Annotated in this window: 8 protein-coding genes; 6 read left to right on the top strand and 2 right to left on the bottom strand. The window is 58.8% G+C overall.

All coding sequences use genetic code 11. From position 1 onward, the window contains the following. From AC1DSG_RS23790 to AC1DSG_RS23780, 3 genes are all read left to right on the top strand, one after another. Positions 1-377 (top strand): Lrp/AsnC family transcriptional regulator (locus AC1DSG_RS23790; RefSeq protein WP_477793081.1); only part of this gene is annotated, 377 nt, incomplete at its 5' end. Positions 378-547: 170 nt separating this feature from the next. Further along, entirely contained in the window at positions 548-1,321 is a 774-nt protein-coding gene (locus AC1DSG_RS23785; protein WP_477793080.1) for a ParA family protein, read from the top strand. A 98-nt stretch (positions 1,322-1,419) separates the two neighbouring features. Next, positions 1,420-1,635: a hypothetical protein gene (locus AC1DSG_RS23780; protein WP_477793079.1), complete on the top strand. Its 216-nt coding sequence runs from the start codon at positions 1,420-1,422 to the stop codon at positions 1,633-1,635. Between the two features lie 75 nt (positions 1,636-1,710). Here the strand turns inward: AC1DSG_RS23780 and AC1DSG_RS23775 are convergent, their stop codons facing one another. Continuing rightward, positions 1,711-2,985 carry a glucarate dehydratase family protein gene (locus tag AC1DSG_RS23775; protein ID WP_477793078.1) on the bottom strand — a complete coding sequence of 425 codons (1,275 nt, stop codon included), beginning with the start codon at positions 2,983-2,985 and terminating at the stop codon, positions 1,711-1,713. Between the two features lie 104 nt (positions 2,986-3,089). On the opposite strand from AC1DSG_RS23775, the gene AC1DSG_RS23770 reads away from it, so the two are divergent. Further along, positions 3,090-3,992 (top strand): LysR family transcriptional regulator, encoded by a 903-nt coding sequence (locus tag AC1DSG_RS23770; RefSeq protein WP_477793077.1) that lies wholly within the window; start codon positions 3,090-3,092, stop codon positions 3,990-3,992. Positions 3,993-4,070: 78 nt separating this feature from the next. Here AC1DSG_RS23770 and AC1DSG_RS23765 read toward each other — a convergent pair whose 3' ends face one another. Next, positions 4,071-4,511, bottom strand: coding sequence for a hypothetical protein (locus tag AC1DSG_RS23765; protein WP_477793076.1), 441 nt, complete (start codon positions 4,509-4,511; stop codon positions 4,071-4,073). Positions 4,512-5,116: 605 nt separating this feature from the next. Here AC1DSG_RS23765 and AC1DSG_RS23760 point away from each other — a divergent pair. Together AC1DSG_RS23760 and AC1DSG_RS23755 are read left to right on the top strand one after the other, a co-directional pair. Beyond that, positions 5,117-6,838, top strand: a complete 1,722-nt coding sequence (locus AC1DSG_RS23760; RefSeq protein WP_477793075.1) for a type I secretion system permease/ATPase — start codon at positions 5,117-5,119, stop codon at positions 6,836-6,838. Further along, positions 6,831-8,088 (top strand): HlyD family type I secretion periplasmic adaptor subunit (locus AC1DSG_RS23755; protein ID WP_477793074.1); only part of this gene is annotated, 1,258 nt, incomplete at its 3' end. The genes AC1DSG_RS23760 and AC1DSG_RS23755, both read left to right, overlap by 8 nt.

Below are 8,088 nucleotides of genomic sequence, written 5' to 3'. Positions count from 1 at the left end.
CGCCTTGCTGGCGGCGGCGGAAGAGAATGGAGGAGGCGGGCGTGATCAAGGGCTATCAGGCTAACCTTGATCGACGAATGCTGGGGCTGGACATCATGGCGTTCGTGCACATCCGTTTTTCCACCCACGCTGATCACGCTCCCGACGCCTTCGAGGCGGTGATTGCTCAATTGCCTGAAGTGTTGTCCTGTCACAAGATCACCGGGGATGCCGATTACGTGCTGCAAGTGTTGGCAGAGGATCTTGATAGCTACAGTGACTTTATCGAGCAGGTGCTCAGGCGTCAGGTGGGAATTGCCTCCATCCAGTCCAGTCTGGCTTTGCGCGAGGTAAAGACCAGTAGCCGTATTGCGATACCCAAATCGAGCAAGGACTGAAGGAGGCAGGGATCCATYGCCACCACCTTGTATTGGCAATACAAAGCTCTAGTCCGCAGCTTTCGCTCCTCATTGTCGTAAAACTGTAATATTGCGGTCATAGAATTGACATGACTTCTTACATTTGGCCTAAGCTGGTCTCTGGCCTTTTTCACGGATGAGCAAGCCCCATGCGTCGTGTCGTATTCAATCAGAAAGGTGGTGTTGGAAAATCCAGCATTGCCTGCAACCTTGCCGCTGTAAGTGCTGCCGAAGGTTACCGAACGCTGCTGGTTGATCTCGACCCCCAGGCAAATTCGACTCACTACCTCACTGGCTTGATCAATGAGAGCATTCCGGCGGGTATCGCCGATTTTTTCAAACAGACATTGTCTGGCGGCTTCGAAGGCAGACAGAATCGCGTGCACATCACCGAGACCCGTTACGACAACCTCCACCTGGTGGCTGCCAGTTCCGAACTGTCAGACCTCCAGTCAAAACTGGAGAGCAAGTTCAAGATCAACAAGCTGCGCAAGTTACTGGTCGAGCTGTCCGAGGACTATGAGCGCATCTACATCGATACACCGCCGTCACTGAATTTTTACACCTTCAGCGCGCTGGTGGCGGCAGACAGGCTGCTAATTCCGTTCGACTGCGACAGTTTTTCTCGTCAGGCGCTGTATCACGTCATCGCGCAGGTAGAAGATCTACGTTGCGATCACAATGAATCACTGACAGTAGAAGGGGTGGTGGTTAACCAGTTCGCTGGACACACTGGCTTGCACCAAAGTCTTGTGGATGAGCTGCTGGCAGAAGGTTTGCCTGTGCTGCCGGTTTACCTGAGCAGCTCCGTCAAGATGCGCGAATCTCACGAAGTTTCAGTTCCCCTCATCCATTTGGCCCCTCGCCATAAGCTTTCGCTGGAATTTGTCGGCTTGCTGGATGCCCTGGAGCGGGCCGCTTAGCTTCAGCACAGAGGTCGCCCCTGCGGTTCGTTCAGCTGAAATACTGACGAAACATTCGAGCCATATGATTCGCGTCACCGAAACCTAGGAGGTTGGAGATGAATCGGCCATCAAGAAGCATGCGCAAACTGCTCGACTCTGTCGCAATTAATAATGAGGTGGCGGCGCTCGATGTGATGCGCGCAGCAGAACAGCTCCAGGACGAGGTGCTTCGTCAACGGTTGCTCAACCTGATTCACCAGCTCAACCAGGACGCTAATGACTTGCGAGTGGCGCGCGACAATATCCAGGGCGGCGCCATAAAGCTCGCGTAAGGAGTTGGCCTTCTCGTATTTTTTATCGGTGCTGAAAAACCGGTGCCTGCCCTGACAGCCAGACACCGGACACCCTCAAAAACGCGGTTTTATGGTTTTCCACTCAGGCTTGTAACGCTGCATCTGTTTCACATCATCGCGCTGGCGAATGCCGCACGTCAGGTATTGGTCATGCAGCTTGCCCAATTGATCGTGATCCAGCTCCAGGCCCAACCCGGGCGCTCGGGTAATTTTCACGCAACCATCGACGATGGGCAGCTTGCCGCCCTTGATCACTTCTTCGTCCGGCTCTTGCCAAGGGTAGTGCGTGTCGCAGGCGTAATCGAGATTGGGTACCGAGGCGGCGACGTGGGCCATGGCCATCAGGCTGATACCCAAGTGCGAGTTGGAATGCATGGACACGCCCAAGCCAAAGGTCTGGCACATTTTCGCCAGCGCCTGAGTGTCGCGCAGGCCGCCCCAATAGTGGTGATCGGCGAGGACGATCTGCACGCTGTTCAATTCCACACTGCGGCGAAACTCATCGAAATCAGTGACCACCATATTGGTCGCCAGCGGCAGGCCGGTGCGTTTGTGCAGTTCGGACATTCCCTCCAGGCCCGGTGTCGGGTCTTCGTAATACTGCAGGTCGTCGCCCAGCAGTTCGGCCATGCGAATCGATGTTTCAAGTGACCAGTTAGCGTTGGGATCGATCCGTAGCGGGTAACCCGGGAAGGCCTTTTTCAGCGCCCTGATGCACGCAACTTCATGCTCTGGCTCCAGCGCGCCAGCCTTGAGCTTGATGCTCTTGAAACCATAGGTCTCGATCATGCGCCGAGCCTGGGCGACGATCTGCTCTTCGTTCAGTGCTTCACCCCAGCTGTCGGGTTTGTAAGGCGAATCGATATGCTGGGCGTACTTGAAGAACAGGTAGGCGCTGAAGGGAATCTCGTGACGGATCGCACCGCCCAGCAAGTCCACCAACGGCACGTTCAGCGAGTGCGCCTGTAAATCCAGGAACGCCACTTCGAACGCCGAATACGCATTGCTCACCGCTTTGCTGGCGTGCGAACCGGGAGCCAGTTCTGCGCCGGCGATACTCGCCGGTTTGTTCGCCGCCACGGTGGACTGCACGATGGCGCGCAGCTGATTGAGATTGAACGGGTCGAGGCCGATCAGCTTATCTTGCAATTGCTGCTGGATCGCCAGCGCCGGAGCGTCGCCGTAGCTCTCGCCCAGGCCAATGTAGCCGTTGTCGCTCTCGATCTCGATGATCGAGCGCAGCGCGAACGGTTCGTGGATACCACTGGCATTGAGCAGTGGCGGATCACGGAAAGCGATGGGGGTGACGGTGACTCGTGTGATTTTCAAGAGGCTGCTCCTTTTTTGTTTTTTTAGGGACGAGCCGATCATGGACGCGGCAATTGATCCCGTCTAATCTAACTTGGCATTCGATTGATACCTGGATTAGATCAATGTTCGAGCTGACTCAACTTCGCTGCTTCACCACGGTGGCCACCGAACTCAACTTTCGTCGCGCCGCCGAACGCCTGAACATGACGCAACCACCCCTCAGTCGACAGATCCAACTGTTGGAGCACCACTTGGGGGTCGAGCTGTTCACCCGCACCACCCGCAGCGTTTCCCTCACCGCCGCCGGTCGCGCCTTCTTCATCGAAGCGCAGAACCTACTGGAACGCGCCCAACAAGCCGCCGTCACTGCCCGGCGTTTTGCCGAAGGCGACATCGGCTCGGTCAACATCAGCTTCGTTGGGAGCGCGGTGTACGAATTCCTGCCCAAAGTCATTGCGGAAGCACGGCTCAAACAGCCCCATGTCAAAATCGATCTGTCGGAGATGAACACCTACCAACAGCACGAAGCCCTTCGCGCCCGGCGCATCGATCTGGGCATCGTCCGCGCGCCCTTGCTGGAACCGGGCTACGCCACCGAGTGCCTGGTGCGCGAGCCATTTGTATTGGCCGTCCCCAGTCGCCACCCGCTGGCCAGTGCCGAAACCGTGTCCGTCAAAGACCTCGACGCGCAACCGTTCCTGATGTACTCCCACGCCGCCTATCCGCCGTTCAACGAACTGCTGACCGGCATGCTGCGCTCAGCCCGCGTCGCTCCGGAATACGTGCAATGGCTCGGTTCTTCACTGACGATTCTGGCGCTGGTCAACGCCGGCATGGGCCTGGCCCTGGTCCCTCGCTGCGCCACCAGCGTGGTGTTCAAGAACGTAGTGTTTCGGGATATCGATCTGGGGGAGGGCATACAGAGCGAGCTGCATTTAATCTGGCGCGAGAATAATGACAACCCGGCGTTTGCGATGTTGCTGGAGGGGATTCGAAAGGCTGTGAAGGAGGGATGGGGATTGTGAATTTGGCCAATGTTTTGTTGGCTCAAAATGAGAGTCTGGGGCGGACAGTTTTTGAGGGGGGCTTGTTAGCGCAGAGCGCTAGCTACAAGTGATACTGACTGCCTTGGCGGCGCGTTCGAGCTGTTGCTTGACATCGACGGGGATCCGCTGCTTCTTTAATCGTTGTTCGAGGAATGCTTGAATGCCTCGAGCGTCCACCTCTGCCTCAACAGGGGCATCCACCGCTTCTATGGCGGCAGCGTGACTCTCCATGACCGAATCAACATCCGCCGGACTATTCGCACTTTCGAGAGCGCGGATCAGTTTCGCCACTTCCGCTTCTTCAGCGTTAGCGTACGCCTCTACGGTCATCCCGGCAGCCAACGCTCGCGCTCGAATCTCCACTCCTTTCAAGGCGTGCCTGGCTTCACTGCACGAATCTTCTTGATTCTGCTTTGCGACGGCTCTCCATTGGAGTAGACCAACGGTCATCGTGCTGATGATTGCCAGGGTGATAGCACCGCTCAGGATCCGCTTCATGGCCACTCTTGGTCTCTATGAAGTGAGTGTTCGATGGGCGTCGCTTGATCTCCTGTCGTCGAGATTAAAGCGTCGCATTTGCATCAGTTTAAGGGCTGTCGATCTCCTGTTACCGACGGTGCAACCTGGAACTGGCTTACTGACTATAGCTAGGAGCAGAAGAACCGGGCTCTATATTTTGTCCTGATTTACTCCTGGGCATGAACGTCCGAGGTTTCAAAAATAATCTCACAACAGCTCCCGAGCGTCTTAGAATCTCTCGTTCTACTTGTCTTTAAAAATCTTTTTAAACCAGAAGGTTCATAGGGATAAGGCAGCTTTGCAGGGCTGTACGTCGTCCCTGAGCCGTCAATCCGATCCTGATGCCCTCAGGTCTTCTTGGGGGAATGCAATATTCCCGCCCGTCACCCATATGGCCCCCCCCGCCTGTCGAACCGGCACTAACCCGTGGTGGCGTTGTCAGTAATTGGCGCCTGAAGCGACGAGGACCGTCTCTGATAGCGGCACGTCAAGCGACGTGTAGTGTTTTCTCCAATGCCTCAGGGCAAAAAAACTCGCGACGGATTGCTCTTGGACCGACTATTCCTTATTGCGGGCGACACTCTATGGGTTTGCTTCTCGATCCACGTCATGACATTGATGCCGCTTTATTAAGCTATCGTCGGGTGTTCTGGTCGCTGGCGCTGTTCAGTGGTGTGATCAACCTGCTAGTGCTGGTGCCCTCTCTCTACATGATGCAGGTGTACGACCGGGTCCTCACCAGCCGCAACGAAACCACCTTGTTGATGCTCACGTTGATCGCCCTGGGACTGTTCATGTTCAGCGCCCTGATCGAGTGGGCACGCGGCGAAGTGATGATTCGCATGAGCGCAGGGCTGGACGATGCCTTGGGCGAACGGATTTTCGACGCTGCCTTCGCCCGCAGCCTGCGTGAGCACAACGCCAACCCGGCGCAGGTGCTCACCGATCTGGCGACGCTGCGGCAGTTGATCACCGGCCAGGGCCTGATCGCCTTGCTCGATGCGCCGTGGTTGCCCATCTTCCTGCTGGTAGCGTTCATCTTTCATCCCTGGTTTGGCGTGCTGACGCTGGTTCTGGCCCTGGTGCTGATTGGTTTGGCGCTATGGGGCGAGTTGGCGACTCGCACGCGCCTTGGCGAAGCCAATCGCCTGGGCGTGCAGTCGTCGATCTATGTAAACAGCACGTTACACAACGCCGAAGTCATCCAGGCCCTGGGCATGCTCGGGCCGTTGCGCCAGCGTTGGAGCCTGCTGCAGCAACGCATCATCGCCGCCCAGGCCCATGCCAGCGATCGTAGCGCGCGTATCACTTCGACGACCCGTTTCGTGCGCATCTCCGGACAGTCGCTGGCCCTGGGACTGGGGGCGTTGCTGGTGCTTGAAGGGCAATTGTCGGCAGGCATGATGATTGCCATGTCGCTGCTGCTGGGGCGTGCGCTGGCGCCCGTGGAAATCGCCATTGGCTCGTGGAAGCAATTCAACTCCGGCCGCCAGAGCTATCAGCGTCTGAGCCAACTGCTTGCCCAGCATCCGCCCGAGCGCCTGCGCATGCCTTTGCCAGCGCCCACCGGCGCGGTGCGCCTGGAGCAGTTGTATGTTGGCCCGCCTGGCGCCTCGCAACCGGTCCTGCGCGGCATCAATTTCAGTCTGGTCAAAGGTGATGTGCTCGCCGTCGTCGGCCCCAGCGCCAGTGGTAAATCAACCCTGGCCAGAGCGCTGGTCGGGGTCTGGCCGGCCATGGGCGGGTCGGTGCGCCTGGATGACGCCGAGATCAGTCAATGGTCCCACGATGCCCTGGGCCCGCACCTTGGATACCTGCCGCAGGACATCGAACTGTTCGACGGCAGTGTGGCCGACAACATTGCCCGCTTCGGCGAGCAGGACGCCGACAAAATCATCGCCGCCGGGCGGCACGCCGGCATTCACGAAATGATCCTGCGGTTCCCCAAGGGTTACGACACGCCGCTGGGCCCCGGCGGGCTTGGTTTGTCCGGAGGACAAAAGCAACGCCTAGGCCTGGCTCGCGCGCTCTATGGGTGCCCGTCGCTGATCGTACTCGATGAGCCCAATTCCAACCTCGATGAGGCCGGAGAGCTGGCGCTGGTGCAGGCCATCACTGCGCTCAAGGCGGCTGGCAGCACCGTGGTGCTGATTACCCACCGGCCTAATGTGCTGGCGGTGGTCGATCACATCCTGGTGCTCAAGGACGGTACCCAACAAGCATTCGGTCCGCGGGATCGGGTGCTCAATGCATTGATGCCGGGGCCAAGACCGGCCGCGGTCAGGGAGGCTGGCGGAAATGCGTGATTTGACCCCCGGGACACACATGTACAGCGAGCAGGGGCTGAGCGTACGCGGCGCCACACCGCTGCCCAGCGCCAGTACCGACGCCCGGGGGGCAGCCCGCTATGGTGTGGGTTTCCTGGTCCTGACGCTGGGCGGCTTCCTGCTTTGGGCCTGTCTGGCGCCGCTCGACCAGGGGGTCGTGGGCAGCGGCACCGTGGTGGTGGCGGGCGAACGCAAGGCGGTGCAGTCGCTGGTCGGTGGGGTGGTGGAAAAGCTGCTGGTCAGCGATGGCGACCGCGTCACGCAGGGACAGTTGCTGGTACAGCTCAATACGGTGCAGGCGCAGTCGCAACTGGACGTGACCCTGGGCAAGTTGCTCAACGATCGCAGCGTCGAGGCGCGGTTGATTGCCGAGCGCCTGGGCTCAGCCGAGATCCAATGGCCTGCTGAACTGCTGGAGCACGCCGACGAGCCAAGGGTCAAGGCCGCCATGGCCTTGCAGAGCCAGTTGTTTCTGACCCGCCGCGCCGAACTGGGCAGCCGCTTGCAGATCTTCGAACACGAAGCCGCAGCCTTGCAGCAGCAATTGCTCGGCTACGAAGGTCTCAAGCGCAACTATGACGCGCAGATGAACTTTCAGCAGCAGGAGCTAAAAGGCCTGCGTGATTTGGCCAGTGAAGGCTACATTCCGCGAAACAAACTCTTGGAGGCCGAGCGCAACGCGGCCCAATTGGCCGGGCAGATTGCCTCCGGGGTAGGCGATGTCGGCAGGACCCGCCAGGCGATCAACGAAAGCGAGCTCAAGGCCTTGCAGGCGCAGCAGGAATTTCGCCGCGATGCCGAAACCCGGCTCAGCGAGGTCTCTGCCGAGGCGGCCGGTTATGCCGATCAGATCAATGCCTTGCAGTTTGAAGTCGACAACGGTGCGATCCGTGCGCCGGTGTCCGGGCAGGTCATGGACGTGAGCATTCATACGGTCGGGGGCGTTGCGCAGGCCGGCCAAACCCTGATGCAGGTGGTGCCGCTGGATGCGCCAATGGCGATCACCGCGCGTTTCGAGCCGCTGATGGCTGATAAGTTGCGCCCGGGGTTGCCGGTGCATGTGCATTTTACGGCGCTGCAACGGGTGGATACACCGACCGTCACCGGCACGGTGACTACGGTGTCAGCTGACCAGTTGATCGATGAACAGACGCACCAGCCGTACTTTTCCGCCAAGGTCGAAATTCCCGCCGACACTGTCGCCTCGCTGCAGACCGCCGGGCTGCAAG

The organism is Pseudomonas sp. P5_A12 (assembly GCF_056400685.1).
The sequence above is the reverse complement of the archived record's forward strand: the minus strand, read 5'-3'. Positions and strand labels throughout refer to the sequence as shown.

Excerpts from the sequence above, each read along its gene's own strand:
- AC1DSG_RS23785 (WP_477793080.1), top strand. The coding sequence starts at position 548 with ATGCGTCGTGTCGTATTCAATCAGAAAGGTGGTGTTGGAAAATCCAGC.
- AC1DSG_RS23780 (WP_477793079.1), top strand. The coding sequence starts at position 1,420 with ATGAATCGGCCATCAAGAAGCATGCGCAAACTGCTCGACTCTGTCGCA.
- AC1DSG_RS23760 (WP_477793075.1), top strand. The coding sequence starts at position 5,117 with ATGGGTTTGCTTCTCGATCCACGTCATGACATTGATGCCGCTTTATTA.
- AC1DSG_RS23765 (WP_477793076.1), bottom strand. The coding sequence starts at position 4,511 with ATGAAGCGGATCCTGAGCGGTGCTATCACCCTGGCAATCATCAGCACG.
- AC1DSG_RS23770 (WP_477793077.1), top strand. The coding sequence starts at position 3,090 with ATGTTCGAGCTGACTCAACTTCGCTGCTTCACCACGGTGGCCACCGAA.